Annotated in this window: 12 protein-coding genes; 7 read left to right on the forward strand and 5 right to left on the reverse strand. The window is 51.5% G+C overall.

Features of this window, described 5'->3' with window-relative positions; all coding sequences use genetic code 11:
* Nucleotides 1-20: 20 nt before the first annotated feature.
* Nucleotides 21-1,469, reverse strand: coding sequence for a D-alanyl-D-alanine carboxypeptidase/D-alanyl-D-alanine endopeptidase (dacB, locus tag F5I99_RS02315; RefSeq protein ID WP_151053462.1), 1,449 nt, complete (start codon nt 1,467-1,469; stop codon nt 21-23).
* Nucleotides 1,470-1,597: 128 nt separating this feature from the next.
* Between dacB and F5I99_RS02320 the strand changes: the two genes are divergently transcribed.
* From F5I99_RS02320 to F5I99_RS02340, 5 genes are read left to right on the forward strand one after another with little or no spacing between them, the layout of a single operon-like run.
* Nucleotides 1,598-2,686, forward strand: a complete 1,089-nt coding sequence (locus F5I99_RS02320; RefSeq protein WP_151053463.1) for an MlaE family ABC transporter permease — start codon at nt 1,598-1,600, stop codon at nt 2,684-2,686.
* Nucleotides 2,687-2,691: 5 nt separating this feature from the next.
* Complete coding sequence (locus F5I99_RS02325) at nt 2,692-3,474, forward strand: ABC transporter ATP-binding protein (protein WP_225307514.1); 783 nt, start codon at nt 2,692-2,694, stop codon at nt 3,472-3,474.
* Nucleotides 3,471-4,370: an MlaD family protein gene (locus F5I99_RS02330; RefSeq protein ID WP_151053465.1), complete on the forward strand. Its 900-nt coding sequence runs from the start codon at nt 3,471-3,473 to the stop codon at nt 4,368-4,370. Before F5I99_RS02325 ends, F5I99_RS02330 begins: the two co-directional genes overlap by 4 nt.
* Complete coding sequence (locus F5I99_RS02335; RefSeq protein ID WP_151053466.1) at nt 4,367-4,972, forward strand: ABC-type transport auxiliary lipoprotein family protein; 606 nt, start codon at nt 4,367-4,369, stop codon at nt 4,970-4,972. The genes F5I99_RS02330 and F5I99_RS02335 overlap by 4 nt, the downstream gene beginning before the upstream one ends.
* A gap of 42 nt (nt 4,973-5,014) precedes the next feature.
* On the forward strand, nt 5,015-5,443 hold the full coding sequence (locus F5I99_RS02340; protein WP_151053467.1) for a TIGR01244 family sulfur transferase: 429 nt from the start codon (nt 5,015-5,017) through the stop codon (nt 5,441-5,443).
* Between the two features lie 75 nt (nt 5,444-5,518).
* Here F5I99_RS02340 and F5I99_RS02345 read toward each other — a convergent pair whose 3' ends face one another.
* From F5I99_RS02345 to F5I99_RS02355, 3 genes are read right to left on the reverse strand one after another with little or no spacing between them, the layout of a single operon-like run.
* Complete coding sequence (locus tag F5I99_RS02345) at nt 5,519-6,433, reverse strand: transglutaminase family protein (RefSeq protein ID WP_151053468.1); 915 nt, start codon at nt 6,431-6,433, stop codon at nt 5,519-5,521.
* Nucleotides 6,434-6,475: 42 nt separating this feature from the next.
* Complete coding sequence (locus F5I99_RS02350) at nt 6,476-9,079, reverse strand: circularly permuted type 2 ATP-grasp protein (RefSeq protein ID WP_151053469.1); 2,604 nt, start codon at nt 9,077-9,079, stop codon at nt 6,476-6,478.
* Nucleotides 9,080-9,109: 30 nt separating this feature from the next.
* A complete protein-coding gene (locus tag F5I99_RS02355) occupies nt 9,110-12,436 on the reverse strand; it encodes a transglutaminase family protein (RefSeq protein WP_151053470.1) in 3,327 nt (1,108 codons plus the stop codon).
* Between the two features lie 330 nt (nt 12,437-12,766).
* Here F5I99_RS02355 and F5I99_RS02360 point away from each other — a divergent pair, with 330 nt between their 5' ends.
* Entirely contained in the window at nt 12,767-14,224 is a 1,458-nt protein-coding gene (locus F5I99_RS02360) for a circularly permuted type 2 ATP-grasp protein (RefSeq protein WP_151053471.1), read from the forward strand.
* Nucleotides 14,225-14,227: 3 nt separating this feature from the next.
* Nucleotides 14,228-15,208: an alpha-E domain-containing protein gene (locus F5I99_RS02365; RefSeq protein WP_151053472.1), complete on the forward strand. Its 981-nt coding sequence runs from the start codon at nt 14,228-14,230 to the stop codon at nt 15,206-15,208.
* Between the two features lie 57 nt (nt 15,209-15,265).
* On the opposite strand, the gene F5I99_RS02370 is transcribed toward F5I99_RS02365, so the two are convergent.
* Nucleotides 15,266-16,699: a sodium-dependent transporter gene (locus F5I99_RS02370; protein ID WP_151053473.1), complete on the reverse strand. Its 1,434-nt coding sequence runs from the start codon at nt 16,697-16,699 to the stop codon at nt 15,266-15,268.
* Nucleotides 16,700-16,799: the final 100 nt, after the last annotated feature.

Below are 16,799 nucleotides of genomic sequence, written 5' to 3' on the forward strand. Positions count from 1 at the left end.
ATTTTCTTTATTATGCCAATTTATTCATGACACTGCCCGGTTTTGTATACCCAGTCCAGTAAGTTCTGCTGCATACGTGTGCCATGACCCTGGTGCGCTTCCGGATGATTGATCAAGAGTACAACCATAACATCCTCATTACACTGGTTTCGGACATAACCAGCAATGCCTGAAACCTGATTAAGTAGTCCGGTTTTAAGATGCATCTGGCCCGTTTTGTCTTCATTGCGGTATTGGCGTCGGGTGGTTCCATCTATGCCGGATATTGATAAGGAGGATAAAAATTCAGGGCGCCTGGGACTCTCCCAACCCACCTGAAGTATCTGCCCCAGCTGTTTTGGTGTGATACGCGCGTGACGGCTCAGACCGGAGCCATTATCAATAAACATACCGTTAGTTTCGACACCTGCGGATGACAGTACATCAATCAGCGCGACGCGCGCTTTTTCCAGTGTCGCTGGCTCACCCATTCTGTGTGCGCCCAGAGTTAATGCCATGTGGCGGGTCATGACATTGTGGCTCCATTTGTTTGAGACACGAATCAAATCAGCCAAGGGTCTGGAGATATGTGTCATCAGTGATGTCTCATAGGGCAAAGGTGGGCCGTAATGACTCAGAACATCCCCGGTGAGTTCCCCTCCCCATTGTGCCCAATGCAGTCGAAAAAGTTCCGCTGCATTGAAGTCGGGCGCCACGGCTGTACGTAGCAATTCGTAATTGCCGCAATTAACAGGATAGTTACCACTGAACGTCACCCGGTTGTCGCCTACGTCATAACGCACTCCTCGTTGCCATGCATTGCAGTTACCATTATTTGTGGGTGTCAGATTATTTTCTATATGCAAGCCCGGTAACGGTGGTTCGGCTTCTATACGAATAGTATTCTGATCTGGTAATATGTGAAAACGAATAGCGTTGGAGTTGACATGAAGGGCATAGGGAAGCTGGTTATAGGCTCTGAAGGGCTGGCCATCAAACGCACCTGGATCATCATCAGGTGGCAGCATAAAGTAGCCGGCATCCAGAATGACGTTACCTTCAATACGCTTTAGGCCAGTCATGCGCTGCAGGTCCCTCAGCATGCGCCAGTGCTCTTCGCTGACGGCACCAGGATCTCCTGTACCCCGGATAATCAGATCCCCTTTAAGCACGCCGTTTTCCACCGCGGCCGTTGCGCGGAGGTCGGTTCTCCAGGTATAGGCCGGCCCGAGTTCCAGCAGCACCGCCAGGGAGGTAGCCAGTTTGATTGTCGATGCTGGGTTAAACAGCCGGTCAGCATTGTGTGACACTAAGGCGGTGTCGCTACCGGTTTGCTGTACCCAGATGCCCATAGCATCTGCAGGCAAGTGCTGATCGTTAATCACTTGATTGAGGCTTTCTGGTAATTCTGCTGTTGCTGGAAAACTCAGTAGCGCCAGTGACAGGGTACATACTAAGGTTATTATGCTTGAAGACTGTGACACCTGCATTTGTTGCTCCCGAGAATGATAATGTGTGCATTATGGCAAAGCAGATAGCATACACAAGGGCTGTAACAGCAGTACTCACTGAAAATGTGTACTTCTGGTAGTATGCGAGCAGTTAAGGAGCTTCGGAAATGAGTGAACAAGCTGAACTACCGACAGTAAGCCGTACACAAGAATCAATTCTAGTGGGGGGGTGCTGGGATACGCGATTTTTGCAGCAGCAACAACAATTATTGGACGCCTGGCGTCAATCAGCCCCGACAGAAGCTGATATTCATGTATTGGATACCAATGGTGCGGTAGTTCTGCTGCAGCTATTAGGTTCTGACCCTGAACGTTGGCCACAAGGGCTAACGCAGGAACAAATCTATCTACTGACGTTTGTGAAAGGGCGCCTGACGGATGTGCCGACCAGTGAAAAACGCCTGAATCCTCTGGCTGAGTTGGGACGGCAAACGCTGCATAGTGTTGTACATGCGCGGCAGTTGTTGGATTTTGCTGGTCAACTGAGCGTATTACTGCTCAGCCTGGTTAAGCACCCACGTCAGCTAAAGGTGAAATTACTATTGGATGTGGTGCAACGGGATGGGCTAAATGCTGTGCCTATTATCGCGTTGTTGGCATTTTTGCTGGGTGCTGTTATTGCTTTTCAGGGTGGTCTGCAACTGGCTACTTATGGTGCAAATATTTTTGTTGTCGAGTTGATTTCGCTGACTATGCTGCGTGAACTTGCACCTCTGATCTGTGCCATTATTGTGGCAGGGCGCTCTGGGTCAGCCTATGCAGCGCAACTGGCGACGATGCAGATGAATCAGGAAGTGGTGGCGTTGAAAAGCCTGGGTCAAGACCCTTTTGTTTGGCTGGTCTTGCCCAAGCTGCTGGGCTTGATGCTGGTGATGCCATTGCTGACTGTGCTGTCGATGCTGGCGGGGATTGGTGGTGGGATGTTGGTGGCATCAATACAATTGGATTTAGGTGCGGTTGAGTTTATTCAGCGATTTGCTTCTACCGTTGACCCGGTTCATTTCTGGGTCGGGCTGATCAAAGCGCCAGTTTTTGCACTATTAATTGTCAATGTGGGCTGTATGCAGGGTTTTCTTGCTAAAGGTGGGGCCGAGGCTGTAGGCCACCGTACCACGCGCAGTGTTGTTCAGAGTATCTTCCTGGTAATCATTGTGGATGCACTGTTTTCCATTCTGTTTGCGCAATTGGGTTGGTAATGGCTATGCTTGAGCGCAATAAAATTGTTGAATTACAGGCCATAGCTACTCAGTTTGCGGACCATGTTGTCCATCATCAGCTTGATCTGACGATCTACCAGGGTGAGCGGGTGGCATTGGTAGGAGGAAGTGGTACGGGTAAATCAGTGTTGCTGAGCGAAATCGCGCTGTTGCGGGAGCCTGATGCCGGAGAGATTATGCTTTTTGGCCAGCCGGTGACTCAGCTTAGCGGTCAGGGATTGGCGGGACTGCGTAAGCAAATCGGCATGATGTTTCAGCAGGGCGCACTATTTTCTAGTCTGACAGTATTAGAAAATATCATTTTGCCCTTGCAGGAGCACCAACGGTTATCCCAGTCTTTACTGGAAGAACTGGCGATGCTAAAGCTACGCCTGACGGGGTTGCCAGAGCAGGCCGCACATCTGTACCCGCAGTCACTGAGTGGTGGTATGCTCAAGCGCGCTGCAGTAGCACGAGCCTTGGCTTTAGATCCTGCTTTGTTACTGTTAGATGAGCCAACGGCGGGACTGGATCCGGCGGGTGCCTCAGCTTTTGATGATATGTTGCTGGAGTTGCATGCCTCGCTAAACCTGACATTGATCTTGGTTACACATGACCTCGATTCCATTTGGCGTGTTACCGACCAAGTGGCGTTTCTGGGTGATCAACGCGTGCTGGCCAAACAGCCGATAGAAATGATGGTGAAGGATGAACATCCGGTGATTAAAGCCTATTTTGCCAACAACCGCGCTAAGCGTGCGGCGATAAAACTGGAGTCTACAGCATGAATCCACGCATAAACTATACGCTGGTGGGGGCGTTTGTATTGCTGTTAGTGTTGGCGGGAGTTGCGATGCTGGCTTTGATGACCCGAGATGACCGTCAGACTCAAAGACAGACGTATATCACCTATTTTTCTGAGTCGGTTGCAGGTCTTAATGAACGCGCCAGTGTGCGTTTTCTGGGGGTACCTGTCGGTGTGGTTGAACATATAGCCCTGGATAGAGCGCAGGAGGGGCGTGTGCGTCTTGAATTGCGCATTGATCCGGATGTGCCCATACGGGAAGGCTCCGTTGCGTCGCTGCAGAATCAGGGCATAACCGGATTGCTGTATGTGGAGATACGAAGCGGGGTTATTGACTCTCCTTTATTGGAGACCTCTGATAAAGAGCCGGCCGTCATTCAAAGTCAGTCATCCAGACTGTTGCAAATTACTGAGGCATTAAATGAAACCCTGGATCGGTTTAATAAGCTGTCTGAAAACCTAAATCAATTGAGCGATCAATTGAAACAATTGAGTGATGAGCATATGCGTGCACAACTCAGTGATATGATGGTTTCGATCGCGAGTTTGTCGCAGACGGCTGAGCAGCAGTTGAGCCAGTTGGATCCCCAAGCCTGGGATGAATTGATTCGTTCCATGACCCGATTATCTGAATCACTTGCGCAGCAGAGCCAATCTTTCCCTGATGAGTTAGAGGCTTTTCGTGAACTCTTTGCTGATACCCTGGGCGAAACTAATCGGCAACTGGGTGCTATGTCCCGTGACGGTCAGGTACTGGCACGTGAATTGGTGCCGGTGTTGAGAGAAACCCGGGTATTGACGGAAACATTGGTGCGTGATGGCGATATACTGATTAGAGGTCCCGGACAAATTCCTGCAGGACCTGGAGAGCAAAAATGAAACTACTTAAAATAACTCTACTGTTGTTACTGGCGTCATTGGCTGGTTGCTCTGTGTTGCCGGAAAAAGGTCCTGCGCCGGTGCAGTTACAACTAATGCCGGTGAACGCAACTGAACATGCAACAGAGACGGTCTGGTCAGCGCAAAAAGGTACCTTGATCCTGGAAATGCCTCAGGCTACTACGGCTTTGAGTAGTCGCGCGCTGTGGTATCAGACTGGGCAGCATCAACTGACTCCTTTTCGTGATCATATTTGGACAGAGCCGCTGCCTGAACAGATTGAGCGGATTGCTTCTGATTATCTCAGTGGCCGGCTTGACGGCGTAAATGTGCTTGTCGACCAGCCGGGTGTTGATGGCAATCATCGCCTGAGAATCAACTTGCAGCAGTGGCATCTGGATCAAACATCCCAGCGCCTGCTGGTCGTTATTCATGCGGATCTTCTTCGCGCTGATGGGCAGCCTGTAGTCAGTTGGCAGTGGCAGCAATCTGAAGCCTTGCCAGACGTCAGTGCCCAGGGGCTGGCTGCGGCTGGGCAGGTCTGGTTGCAAAAGTGGCTGGCTGAACTAGGTGATCGCCTGGAGCCTTATCTTGAACTATAGTGTATTGATATTGAATTATTATTTTTCCGCCGGAGGTTGTTAATGTCCCACCCCTTACCGCCTATGCGTCAATTGACTGAGTCACTTAAAGCTGCTGGGCAATTGACGGCTGAGGATGTTAAGGCACTTGCCGATGCTGGGGTGAAAACGCTGATATGCAATCGTCCTGATCAGGAAGAGGCGGGACAGCCAAGTACGGCTGAATTACAGGCATTGGCTGAAAGTCTGGGCATGCAGTGGTTTTATCAACCGGTGGTTTCCGGTCAGGTTATGGATGAACAGGGTGATGATTTTGGTCGTATACTCGATCAAGCCAGTGTGCCAGTAGTGGCTTTTTGCCGCTCCGGTGCTCGTTGTGGCATGCTCTGGGCGTTGAGTCAGCGACACAGTCTAGCCGGTGATAAGTTGGTGGCGATCTTGCAGAAGTCAGGCTACGATATGCCGGATTTTTTTAAACGTTTAACAGACTAAACATCTGTGGAACTTAGGCATAATATCCCGTGTTGGCATGACCTCTCTGGCTAAGAGGCCTCTTGAGATCGAGGTTTAAAAGAGTTCCAGCAGGTGTTTGTCGGTCAGAGGTGTGACATCAACAGCGACGGAAAGTTGATGTTTCCCCCCACCACTCATCACCCCTTTTAGTGGGGTGACATCAGCAAAATCACGCCCCCAGGCTAAGGTAATGTAGCGCTCATCTGCCAGGGTACCGTTAGTGGGATCTATTTCAAGCCAACCCCAGCCGGGAATGCCCACGGCCAGCCAAGCGTGCGTGGCATCAGCGCCTTGCAGTTTGGGTTGTCCGGGTGCCGGGAGTGTTTCCATATAACCGCTGACATAGCGAGCAGGCAGACCCAGTGATCTCAGGCAGGCAATCGCCAGATGAGCAAAATCCTGACAGACCCCACGGCGGCTTTCAAGTACCTCCAACACTGGTGTGGCGATGGTGGTATGTTCAGGGTCATAGGTGAACTCAGTGAAGATCTGTTGGTTAAAGGCATAAACAGCGTCTACCAGGGATGCCCCAGGGGTAAATGCTTGTCGGGCATAGTCGGCAAGCAGCTCATGGCAGCGGACAAAGTCCGAATCCAGCATCATTAAGCGAGCATCTGGCATCAGCAGCTTTCTGGCTGCGTTGCTGTCGGCTGAGCGTAATGCTTGTATCGCATCAGTCCAAGGCATGGCCGTATCCACTGGAGGGAGTTGGCGCGGTAGTGTGGTGATCTGACTGGTCAGTGTTACCTCCAGACTGGAGTGAAGTTCCTGAATGGTAAAGTAGCTAACACGATTACCAAAGAAATCCAGACGTTCTCTGATTCTGATCGGCTGCGGGCTGATATCCAGCCGGGTATCGGTTACTTTTTGCCAAGGGAGATCACGGGGCAGTATACGCGCCTCGTTATGGCTCAGTGTTGCATCGCTGGTATAGTCATACCGGGTGGTATGGCGTAATTGATATTTCATAGGGGCGGTGGCCAGAAAATCGTAGTTATGATTATAGTAAACCTAAGATTGCATCGTCACTAGCTGAATAGGCGCCTCAACATGACTGAAATGACTGTGTGAAATAGCATTGGTCAGTTCTGACAGTGGCGCAATCAGGCTATCCAGTAGTGATTCGAGTGCCGCTCGAGAGGCTTCGCTGTTCTCAACATCACTAAGCTGATCAATATCCACTAAGTGAAGTGCGCTGGTGGCTTGGATTACCAGCCGTGTTTCTTGATTACGATAAGGCGTGGAACCGGGTTGGGGTAAACGCTGGATCTGTCGTTCCAGGCGCTTGAGCATATAGCCTACTGAGCGTGGATTGGTTTCGTCAAACAGCAGCAGGTCCAGAATGGCAGACGGATGCAGTTGTGAGCGGTATCGGCGCCGGTATACGGTGAAGTTGTCGGTAGTGGCCAGCACCACTTCGCATAAAGGAATGCCCGGTTGTCGTGCACTGAGTAGTGCCAGTTTAAGAAGTTCCAGGGTGCAGAGTACCCGTTCTATGAAGCGGCCAATATCCAGGAATCGCCAGCCATAGTGATGTGGCATGGTCTCATTGCATAGCCCAAAAAAAGCCGCCAGGTCAGTTACCACGCCTTCCAGCTGCCGCTGTCCTACGATAATGCCTTGCGTGCGTGGCATATCATTAAAGCGCTGGCGCAGTCCATTAACTGTGCGCCAGGCATCATCACCCAAATGGTCTCTGACGGCTCTGCAGTTGCGCAGAAAGTGACTGAACAGCCAGGGCATCCCATCCGAGTGGTGCTCTTCAAACAGTTCCAGTAGTCGGTTACGATAGATTAGATAGGTGTGCTTATAGCCTGGCGGTGCTTCTGTCAGATTTTCAGGAGTGTCTAGATCTTCAGTTAGTTCTACTTCCAGCGCTGTGAACAGGTCGGGTAGTAATCCGGAATCTTCGGCTGACTGGTCTTCTTGCAAGAAACGACCGAGCGTTTCACGTAGCAACCGTGAACGTATATCCAGACGTTCTCCATAACGCCCCAACCAGAACAGACTGTCAGCCACTCTGCAGGGCAAATCGTTACCATCGCGGGTAACAACAATTGGGCCATTAGCCTGTCTCAGCATACTGATATGTGGTTGGGGTACTGGGGCCATGACCCAGATGTCTTTAACCATGTGACTTTCCATCAGCAGGGTGCCGGGCTCACCTACCCAGGCCAGCCCCCCCGGCATGATGCGGTAGAGCCGTTTGTCAGGAGAAGAAAACAGGTGATCAGGTTCGATCAGGCTGAAAAAACGCAAGTTGATATTGTGTGCTTCGAATTGATCTGAGCGGGTGTTATAAACGGGAGAGGTCGCCGCCTGCAGTTTAGCCTGGGCTACATAGCGGTGTGGATTGGCCTGGATCGCCACTAGCAGTTGAGAAAAAGCACCGGCTGAGAGTTTATCCGGGCGAATGAGTTTGGCTGGCTCGGTAATGTCACGGTAAAGCCACTGCTGTGGTGATGTCAGTAATCTGGATAAATGCGCGGCATCACCCGCCCAGAGTGTTAGCCGGTTTTGCAGTAGCAGTGATTCGCCCAGCAACCGTTGGCAGATCTCTTCCATATAGGCGGCCAATGCGGGATGTTCCAGTATGCCGCTACCCAGTGCATTAGCTATTTCAACATCACCATCACGAGCGGCCTGCATCAGACCCGGTACTCCCAGCAGAGAGTCGCTGCGCAGTTCCAATGGATCGCACCAGGGGTCGTTAATCTGTCGGACAATCACATCCACCTGACGTAATCCACCCAGGGTACGCATAGATACATGGCCATCTCTGACAACCAGGTCAGCACCTTCGACCAGCGAGAAATTCATATAGTTAGCGAGCCAGGCATGCTCAAAGTAGCCGGGACTGCCTGGGCCAGGTGACAAGAGTACGATATTGGGTTGTTCACGTTGCGTGGTACAAAGCGATGCCAAGGTTCGGTGTTGTGCCTGTAAAAAGCCAGCCAGACGTTTCAGGGGAGCTTCCCGGTACAGGCTGGGGAGTGCGCGCGCCAACGTGATGCGATTCTCCAGTGCGTAGCCGGCCCCCGAGGGTGATTGTGTCCAGTCACACAGCACCTGCCATTCACCCTCGGCATTTCGGATCAGGTCGGTGCCATGAAAAATCAGCATAGGGCGCGCCTGATTTCCAGTGACATTTACGGCCGGTAACAAATAGCTGGGAAAACTGTGGATCAGTTCAGGAGGGAGCAGTCCCGTATTGATCAGTGTGCGTGGGCCGTAAAGATCCTGTGCGATGGCTTCCAGCAGACGCGAGCGTTGCATCAGGCCTCGCTCAAGATGATCCCAGGTTTCAGTGCTGATGACATAGGGCAGGCTGTCCAGTTGCCAGGAACGCAGTTGACCGGGTTCATCTTCATAGGTATTAAAAGTCACCCCGTTCTCATGCAGTAGATTCTGCGCCTCATCACAGCGGCTGCGCAGCCCTTCGCGGTCAAATTTGGATAATTCGTCCAGCACGGGTTGCCAGTGTGCACGAATACGCTGGTCGGCATTCAGCAGTTCATCATATCCGGCTAAGGCGTGGCCGCCCTGGATTCGCTGCTGCAGATAAGCCTTCAGGCGTTGCTGCATGTCTGTGTTGAGTGAGTTCAGGTCTGACATTGCATCACTACTTGGCTGAAAAGCGGCTTATCATATATTAGTTGCACCGGGTTTGCTGTGATTATAGCGTAGATCCAAGGTGTGCGGATGCTCACCGGTAATGGCTTCAGGGGGGATGTTCACCTTGCCCTGGGTATGTCCCTGTGCCCAGAAGCGGGCTAAGCGTCTGGCTTCGGCTTCATTGGCATTCACCGGGAAGCTTTCATAATTACGCCCGGCCGGATGAGACACATGATAGGTACACCCTCCCAGGGAGTGTTGATTCCAACTGTCGATCAGGTCAAATACCAAGGGGGCATGAACGGGTATCATCGGGTGCAGGGCCGAAGGGGGTTGCCAGGCGCGGTAACGTACACCGGCTACGGCTTCTGAGTTAACACCGGTGGGTTGTAGCGGAACACGCCTGCCGTTACAGGTCAGAATGTGGCGTGCCGGATTAAAACCGAAGACTTTTACCTGCAGGCGCTCAACCGATGAGTCAACGTAGCGTGCGGTGCCACCGCCACTGACCTCTTCTCCGAGGACATGCCAGGGTTCAATAGCCTGGCGTAGCTCGATTCTGACCTGATCGTAGTTCACTTCACCGTATTGTGGGAAGCGGAACTCCAGGAAAGCAGCAAACCATTCTGGGTTAAAATCAAATCCGTGGCTACGCAAATCATCCAGCACATCGAGAAGGTCGGTCCAGAGGTGGTGTGGCAGCATCCAGCGATCATGTAGTTCCGTTCCCCAGCGTACCAGTTTTTTGCGGTAGGGTTCACGGGTAAAGCGGGCCACGAGTGCCCGGATCAACAGTTGCTGCATCAGGCTCATGCGTGCATGAGGGGGCATTTCAAAGCCGCGCAGTTCCAGTAGCCCGAGTCGGCCGGTAGGACTGTCAGGCGAATAGAGTTTGTCGATACAGAATTCGGCACGGTGAGTGTTACCGGTAATGTCCGTCAGCAGATTACGTAGTAAACGGTCGACTATCCAGGGTTGAGGTACTTCACCTGGCGGCATTTGCTGAAAAGCAATTTCCAGCTCGTAGAGTGCTTCATGGCGTGCTTCATCAATTCTGGGGGCCTGACTGGTGGGGCCCAGAAACATACCGGCAAACAGAAAAGACAGGCTGGGATGATGTTGCCAGTAGGTAATCATACTGGTCAGCAGCGCCGGGCGGCGCAAAAAGGGAGAGTCTGCCGGTGTGGCCCCGCCCAGGGTGACATGGTTGCCACCGCCAGTGCCGGTATGACGCCCATCCAGCATGAACTTTTCAGTACCCAGACGGGCCAGGCGGGCCTCTTCGTAAAGTCGGTGGGTTGAGTTGACCAGTTCACGCCAGGTGCGGGAAGGCATGATATTCACTTCGATCACTCCTGGATCGGGTGTGATCATAAATTTTTCCATGCGTGGGTCAGCTGGTGGTGGATAGCCTTCCAGGCAGACAGGCAGCTCCAGTTCAGCGGCAGTATGTTCTATCTGTACCAGTAGTTCCAAGTAGTGTTCCAACTCCGCCAGTGGCGGCATAAACACAAATAATTTGCCTTCACGAGGCTCAACACAGAGTGCTGTATGGATGATTCGGCTCTCGTCAGCATCAGGGTGCTGCTCTTGGCGTAATTGCGCCTCAGGGCGCTCCAAGGTGGGTTCCTGGTGCAGCCAGGCACTGTAGCGGCTGGCAATTTCACCATGCAGGTCAGGCAGTGGCGGTTTGACCTCAAATAAAGAGGCGGGGTGGTGCTGTTCTTCCTGCCCGGCCAGTGGCAACTCGCTTAGCGGCAGGCGATAGCCCATCGGGGAATCCCCGGGGATCAGATAAAGCTGACGGCGTCTGACCGGCCAGTCACCTGAACGCCAGCGATTCTGTTTAAGGTCACGTCCAAGGGGTAGGGTGAAGCCGGTGATTTTACCTACGCCCTGCTCAAGAAGTGTGGCCAACCGACGGCGATTTTCATCACTATTCAGGTCTTCTTTGCTGAGATCAATATCCACGGGCTGTTTGCGTTCCAGCCACAGATAATAGTAAGCATCTTCATAGCAGGGGATCAAATGCTGCGCCTTCAACCCGAGGCGCATTGTCAGCAGGGTGGCAAATTGTCGGGCATCCTGAGCATCCAGTCGATAGTCTTTGTTGATATCGGCCAACCAGCGATCATCTTTCCAAATGGGCTTGCCATCCCGGCGCCAGTAGCAGGCCAGTGCCCAGCGTGGCAAAGATTCTCCAGGGTACCATTTACCTTGTTGGTAGTGGATCAGGCTGCTGGGTGCAAAGTGGGGGCGTAATCGCTGCAATAATACTTCGGCTAAACGACGTTTATTCGGCCCTTGTGCGGCAATGGTCCACTCTTCTGCATCCATATCATCGACGGAGACAAAGGTGGGTTCTCCTCCCATGGTTAGGCGCAGATCTTCCTGTTCCAGCACCCGGTCCACGCGCTCACCTAGCTGATCTATCGCTTGCCATTGCTCATCTGTATAGGGTTTGGTGACGCGAGGATCTTCATGGATACGAGTCACTGTCATAGCAAAGTCAAAGGTGACTTTGCAGGGCTCAGATGTACCAGTGATGGGGGCTGCACTGGAAGGTGTGGGGGTGGCGGCCAGTGGAATATGCCCTTCGCCGGCCAGCATGCCAGAGGTTGGATCAAGGCCTATCCATCCGGCACCGGGGATGTACACTTCGGTCCAGGCGTGCAGGTCGGTGAAGTCAGTTTCTGTTCCTGATGGGCCATCCAGCGCTTTGAGGTCGGCTTTTAACTGAATTAAGTAGCCGGACACAAAGCGTGCCGCAAGTCCAAGGTGGCGTAATACCTGGGCCATTAGCCAAGCTGAATCACGACAGGATCCCAGTGCTTTCTGCAAGGTTTCTTCAGCCGTTTGTACCCCCGGTTCCATACGGATAGTGTATTCAATATCCGTTGCCAGCTTCTGATTCAGTCCAACCAAAAAATCCACTACCGCAGTAGGTTCGGTTGAAATCTGTTTTACCCATTGGGTTAACAGGGGGCCTGATTCGCCGATTTCGAGGTAAGGACTGAGTTCCTTACGCAATTCCTCAGGATAACTGAACGGAAATAAGTTGGCATAATCTTCCAGAAAAAAATCGAATGGATTGATCACTGTCATGGGCGCAATCAGTTCTATATCCACTTGAAGGTGACGCACTTTCTCTGGAAATACCAGCCTGGCTGCATGGTTGCCGAAGGGGTCCTGTTGCCAGTTAAGAAAATATTCTCCCCCTGAAACCTTAAGTGAATAGGCATCAATCGGGGTGCGGCAATGAGGTGCAGGGCGCAGGCGGATCATATGAGGTGATAGGTGCACCGGTTTATCAAAGTCATATCGGGTGGTGTGCTTCAGTGCAACGCGAATCGTCATGATCTTTTACCCTGCTGAAAAGATAGGTTTTCAGAATCTATGATGGTTCATCAGCAACAGATATGCCAGATATAACCTGCCTGCGGATTAATAAGCTATACCTAAGTGACTGTAGAGCTTCGGCGGGAGCGGGTATACCTAAACACAGCACTATAGATGCTCTATTTGATGGCATTTTACGCACTATTTAAGTGCAATTGGCGCCTTTTAAGTGCATAACTGTTTAGCAGGATCTGTTCACTTCAGAGTAAAAAGCCTGATACCACAGAGCTGGTACAGCAATTGCAGATAAAACTCTATCGGTATGATGACAACAATGGATAACACGCTATGACAAAAGTGAACTGGCAAGAATATGCGTGCAAAGATTTTTACGATGAGTTGATTGCAGCACCGGGACAGCCTAGGGTCGAAGCACGGATGTTGTGTGATTACTTTGAGAAACTGGCATCCGCCGAATTGACCGAACACCGACACGCTGTTGATGTGGCTATTCAAACCATGGGGATCACCTTTACGGTGTATACCGAAGGCAGCATGATAGATCGTGCCTGGCCTTTTGATCCGGTGCCACGCATTATTCCCCGCACAGAATGGGAGAAAACAGCTGCTGGTCTGCGTCAGCGTGTTGAGGCGCTGAATCTGTTTATTGATGATCTTTATCATGACCAGCGCATTATCAAGGATGGTGTTCTCCCAGCCGAAGTATTGGCTCAGTCAGTGAATTTCAGGCCCCAGTGTGTGGGTGTTTCGCCACCGCATAATATCTGGGCACATATCTGTGGCTCAGATCTGGTCCGGGACAGCGACGGTACGCTCTATGTTCTGGAAGACAACCTGCGGGTGCCTTCGGGCGTGTCTTATATGCTGGAAAACCGCAACGTTATTAAACGGGTATTACCTGAAATGTTTGCCACAGGCCGTATCCAGCCAGTAGATGATTATACCGATCAACTATTTGATATGTTGGCGGCGATGTCGCCGCGCCCCGGTGATGAGCCGCAGATAGTGATTTTGACACCTGGTATCTACAACTCGGCCTACTATGAGCACTCCTACCTGGCACAGCAGATGGGGGTCGAGCTGGTCGAAGGCTCTGATCTTCTGGTCAGTGATGATGACTATGTTTACATGAAAACGGTTGATGGCCTGCAGCAGGTGGATGTTATTTACCGGCGTATCGATGATATGTTCCTGGACCCTGAGGTGTTCAATCCTGAATCTACCTTGGGAGTACCTGGGCTGATGCGAGCCTGGCGGGCAGGTAAGGTGGCGTTGGCTAACGCCCCGGGGGCGGGGGTGGCTGATGATAAAATCGTCTATGCCTTCGTGCCTCAGATCATTCGTTACTATCTGGATCAGGAGCCGTTGTTGCCTAACGTGCCTAGCTATCTATGCATGCTAGAAAAAGACCGGGAGTATGTCCTTAATAATCTGGATAAACTGGTGGTGAAACCTGCCAATGAGTCGGGTGGTTATGGCATGCTGATCGGTCCACATGCCAGCAAACGCGAACGCAAAGCCTTTGCTGAATTGATCAAGGCCGATCCGCGTAACTATATGGCGCAGCCCACATTGAAACTATCAACGGCACCGACACTCTGCGGTAATGCCATGGAGCCTCGCCATATCGATTTGCGTCCCTTTATCTTGTCTGGCGGTGATTCGACTTATGTGACCATGGGGGGGTTGACTCGTGTGGCCATGACCAAAGGGTCGCTGGTGGTGAATTCGTCGCAAGGCGGGGGTAGTAAAGACACCTGGATTGTCGATGTGAGGGAGGGCTAGGTCATGTTATCTAGAGTTGCTGAAAATGTGTATTGGTTGGCCCGCTATCTTGAGCGTGCAGAAGATACGGCGCGTCTGATCAGTGTTAATAGCCATTTGTTGTTGGATTTCCCCCGTGCTAATCGTCTGGGATGGGCTACCTTGGTGACCATTACTGGCAGTGAAGACATATTTGAAAAGTATTATTCGGAGCAGGATGAAGCCAGTGTATTGAGCTTTTTGTGTGGTGATCGCCGCTACAGCGGATCAATTATTTCATCGCTGGCTGCGGCGCGGGAAAATCTCAGAACTACGCGGGATGTCATGCCCCGGCGTATCTGGGAGGAAGTCAATCAGCTTTATTTAACGATCAGTAGTCAGGTGGAGTCCGGCATCACTTCGCGTAATCGTGATACCTTTTTGAATCGTGTCATTCGCAGTTGTGAAGCGGTCAATGGCATGATCGCGGGAACACTCAGCTATACCCAGACACGCACTTTTCTGATGTTGGGTCGGCAGATCGAACGCGCCGATATGACAACGAGAATAATCGATGTACGCTCCGCTAACTTGTTGCCGCGCAATTCGGATGATTTTACCCCGTTTGAGACCCTGCAGTGGGTTAGTGTGCTGAAGTCGTTGACCGGCTTCCAGATGTACCGGCAGCATGTGCGTCTGCGAGTGCGCGGACCGGATGTGTTGCGCTTTCTGCTACAGGATCAGCGCTTCCCTCGAGCGGTGGCGTGTTGCTTCACTCGTATCAGTCGTGAGTTGGATACTTTGCCAGGTGGTGCTAATGCCATTGCAGCAGCAGAGCACTGTTTGCAGCACCTTACCCAGGCCGATGTTTCTTTGCTGGCGTCTGAACCTGAGAGTTTGCATGCATTTATTGATGATATTCAGGTCGATATCAGCCAGTTGCATAATCAAATAGCGGACACCTGGTTTCGTTTGGTTGAGGAAAGCCGGGTGCTGGCTAAACTCACACAGTTACAAACAAGCTAATTTATTGAAAATAGTAAAGAAAAAAGCAGGCCGAGGCCTGCTTTTTGTTTTCAATGATCAACGCCGCTGAATAAATGTTCTTCCTGCGGTAAATGCAGCAATTAACAGGATGGATCCCAGAGCTGGGACCAGGTAGCCATCAATTTGCGGAATTGTTCTCAGGAAGACAAAGGCTACAGCAGTAGGTGCGACAAAACGCACCAGGAACTGCCAGATATGGAACCAGTTTTCGTTGGTTGACATTTCCCGCATCACTTCTTTTCGGCTTAGTGCCCAGCCAGCGAAAAGTGCAATCAACAGACCGCCCAGTGGCATCATAATATTAGTAATGAACTCCAATACATCAAAAGGAGAACGTCCAAAGAGTTGGTGGCTGAAGCTATCTTCTGACCAGATATTGAAGCTGAATACAGTCAATAGCCCCAGCAGCCAGCAGAGAACAATCATAATGCCCACGGCAACCGGGCGACTCATACCAAAGCGTTCAACCAGGTAAGCCGCTACTGGCTCAACCAGTGAGATAGCAGAGGTTAGTGCAGCACCGATTACCAGAATGAAAAATACACCACCAATCAGCCAACCAGCAGGCAGTTCAGAAAAGGCAATTGGCAGGGTTACAAACATCAGCCCCGGACCCTGACTGGCTTCCAATCCACTGCCGAATACCAAAGAGAAGATAGCTATGCCCGCTAGCAACGCGATGGCGGTATCGACAAAAGCGATGGAGATGGCTGTGCGTGTCAGTGAGGCTTCACTGGACATGTAGGCCCCATAAGCCATGATGGCACCCATGCCAAGGCTCAGGGTAAAGAAGGACTGTCCCATAGCCTGTAGCCAGCCTTCCAGGCTCAAGTCACTGAGGTTAAAGGTGAACAGGAAGCGCATGGCTGCGCCTGCGTCACCGGCAATAATGCCATAGCCCAATACAATCATCAGAATGACGAACAAGGCTGGCATCATAAATCTCAGACCGCTTTCAATACCCTTGTGGATGCCCAGGCCAACGATCAGGCCAGACGCCAGGATAAACAGGGTATGGTAGATCAACAGTAAACCAGGTGATGCCAGCAATGCTCCAAATGACTGACTAATCGTGTCAGCATCGGCCCCCACCATGGAACCGGAAAACATCAAGCCAGCATAATGAATCGCCCAGCCGGCAATAACGGAGTAAAAGCTTAGGATAATGAAGGCGGCAAAAGCACCCATCCAGCCGATGGCTCGCCAGCCGCGACTGGTATTATGTGATTTGGTAAGATACTGCATGCCCATGATCGGGCTTTTACGGCTGGCGCGACCTAGCAGTGATTCGGCAATCAGAATGGGTATCCCTACCAGGGTGATGGTCAGTGCATAAATCAGAATAAAAGCACCGCCACCGTTTTCACCTGTCAGGTAGGGAAAGCGCCAGAGGTTTCCAAGGCCAACAGCAGAACCAACGGCTGCCAGCAGAAAGGTCCCTTTATGGGTCCAGATTTTAGGTGAACTCATAGATGTGAATTCCAGGGTTAATTAGATAAAAGAGTTAATTAGACTAAAGGCTAAATCTGGGCGCGAATTCTACAGGAAACTGACTGGCTAGTCAGGTGGT

It is taken from the genome of Nitrincola iocasae, assembly GCF_008727795.1.
GTDB lineage: Bacteria > Pseudomonadota > Gammaproteobacteria > Pseudomonadales > Balneatricaceae > Nitrincola > Nitrincola iocasae.

Bases quoted from the DNA above. Each gene is read 5' to 3' on its own strand.
- dacB (WP_151053462.1), bottom strand. From the start codon at position 1,469: ATGCAGGTGTCACAGTCTTCAAGCATAATAACCTTAGTATGTACCCTG.
- F5I99_RS02320 (WP_151053463.1), top strand. From the start codon at position 1,598: ATGAGTGAACAAGCTGAACTACCGACAGTAAGCCGTACACAAGAATCA.
- F5I99_RS02325 (WP_225307514.1), top strand. From the start codon at position 2,692: ATGCTTGAGCGCAATAAAATTGTTGAATTACAGGCCATAGCTACTCAG.
- F5I99_RS02330 (WP_151053465.1), top strand. From the start codon at position 3,471: ATGAATCCACGCATAAACTATACGCTGGTGGGGGCGTTTGTATTGCTG.
- F5I99_RS02335 (WP_151053466.1), top strand. From the start codon at position 4,367: ATGAAACTACTTAAAATAACTCTACTGTTGTTACTGGCGTCATTGGCT.
- F5I99_RS02340 (WP_151053467.1), top strand. From the start codon at position 5,015: ATGTCCCACCCCTTACCGCCTATGCGTCAATTGACTGAGTCACTTAAA.
- F5I99_RS02345 (WP_151053468.1), bottom strand. From the start codon at position 6,433: ATGAAATATCAATTACGCCATACCACCCGGTATGACTATACCAGCGAT.
- F5I99_RS02350 (WP_151053469.1), bottom strand. From the start codon at position 9,079: ATGTCAGACCTGAACTCACTCAACACAGACATGCAGCAACGCCTGAAG.
- F5I99_RS02355 (WP_151053470.1), bottom strand. From the start codon at position 12,436: ATGACGATTCGCGTTGCACTGAAGCACACCACCCGATATGACTTTGAT.
- F5I99_RS02360 (WP_151053471.1), top strand. From the start codon at position 12,767: ATGACAAAAGTGAACTGGCAAGAATATGCGTGCAAAGATTTTTACGAT.
- F5I99_RS02365 (WP_151053472.1), top strand. From the start codon at position 14,228: ATGTTATCTAGAGTTGCTGAAAATGTGTATTGGTTGGCCCGCTATCTT.
- F5I99_RS02370 (WP_151053473.1), bottom strand. From the start codon at position 16,699: ATGAGTTCACCTAAAATCTGGACCCATAAAGGGACCTTTCTGCTGGCA.